This window comes from Leyella stercorea (assembly GCF_021531355.1).
GTDB lineage: Bacteria > Bacteroidota > Bacteroidia > Bacteroidales > Bacteroidaceae > Prevotella.
This window is the reverse complement of record NZ_JADYTS010000166.1, coordinates 1-1,132: the sequence shown is the minus strand read 5'-3', so window position 1 is coordinate 1,132 and position 1,132 is coordinate 1. Positions and strand designations below refer to the sequence as shown.

The following is a 1,132-nucleotide window of genomic DNA, read 5'->3' as shown; positions in this document are numbered from 1 at the left end:
TCAGCAACTTAACGAGCTGAATTCTTGCACTTTTTATGTCAGATTTATATCTAAATTTTGAACACCCTACCCTTTGGGGCGTTCCCGTTGCTTTGTCTTTGACGAACAGATGAAGTTGCGAAGTTCTCAGAATGTCAAAACCAAAGCGTCAGTAACGCCTTTATGTATATATGTCTCCTGTATTGACGGGTCTGCATAAGTCCTGCCAATGGATTGACAAATGCAAATTTAGCGTTTTTCCCTTTATACCACAAATTTTATTGTTCGATAATTTGCTGATATTTATTATTTGAATTATCTTTGCCACATGAGTATTGAATTTGACAAGGAATATCTGCATGACTTGTTTTTCAAAGGCAAGACAAGTGACAAGAAGCACCGCTTTCAGCCGGAAGTGGTACGAAGTTATCAGAAGGCTGTTGTTGCTCTTGCCAATGCCAAGTGTATAGAGGATTTGTTTGTTTTTAGATCATTAAACTATGAAGTTCTTGTTGGTGATAAAAAAGGCATTTCTTCTGTTAGGTGTGGCAAACAGTATCGTTTGGAATTCATAGTCAAAGATAATACGGATGACATATCAATAAAAGTATGTCGTTTGTTAGATATTAGTAATCATTACAAGTGAATAATATTTGGTATGGAAAATACAAAGACATATAGTATGGATGATTTGGTGCCCTCTTTTCCTGTCCATCCTGGTGAGATAGTGAAGGATGAGCTTGAGGCACGCGGAATTTCTCAGCGTAAATTCGCTTCGATTATAGGCTGTTCTTACACTGTGTTTAATGAGATTCTTAATTGCAAGCGTCCTATAACCACTGATTATGCTTTGCGCATAGAGGCAGCTCTTGGTATCAAGGCTTATATGCTTGTGAATATGCAGAGTGAATATAATCTTCAGACTGCCAGACAAGACTCTCATTTATCTATAATCTTGAGCAAGATACGGTCTGCAGCTGCAATTTTATGATATGTAGAAAAAATCCAAGGCGGATGCGAAGCACTCTCAGAAGTGCGGCGCATCCGCTTTTTTTGTATATTAATATGTACATGCGTTCCTATATAGGGATTGTCGTTTAATTCTTTCAGTCGTGGACGCATAGAGGTCATCTTGGTATTTGATGCTCCGTGC

At 38.1% G+C, this 1,132-nt stretch carries 3 protein-coding genes; 2 read left to right on the top strand and 1 reads right to left on the bottom strand.

Annotation, left to right across the window (positions count from 1 at the left end):
* Positions 1-307 precede the first annotated feature (307 nt).
* Positions 308-625 carry a type II toxin-antitoxin system RelE/ParE family toxin gene (locus I6E38_RS14840; protein WP_235394705.1) on the top strand — a complete coding sequence of 106 codons (318 nt, stop codon included), beginning with the start codon at positions 308-310 and terminating at the stop codon, positions 623-625.
* Positions 626-637: 12 nt separating this feature from the next.
* The gene (locus tag I6E38_RS14835; protein ID WP_235394704.1) at positions 638-970 is read left to right on the top strand and encodes a HigA family addiction module antitoxin; all 333 of its coding nucleotides are present in this window, start codon (positions 638-640) and stop codon (positions 968-970) included.
* Here I6E38_RS14835 and I6E38_RS14830 read toward each other — a convergent pair.
* The coding region (locus I6E38_RS14830) for a hypothetical protein (RefSeq protein WP_235394706.1) at positions 919-1,132 on the bottom strand (214 nt) is incomplete at its 5' end. The two genes, I6E38_RS14835 and I6E38_RS14830, sit on opposite strands and share 52 nt — an antisense overlap.

Bases quoted from the DNA above. Each gene is read 5' to 3' on its own strand.
- I6E38_RS14840 (WP_235394705.1), top strand. From the start codon at position 308: ATGAGTATTGAATTTGACAAGGAATATCTGCATGACTTGTTTTTCAAA.
- I6E38_RS14835 (WP_235394704.1), top strand. From the start codon at position 638: ATGGAAAATACAAAGACATATAGTATGGATGATTTGGTGCCCTCTTTT.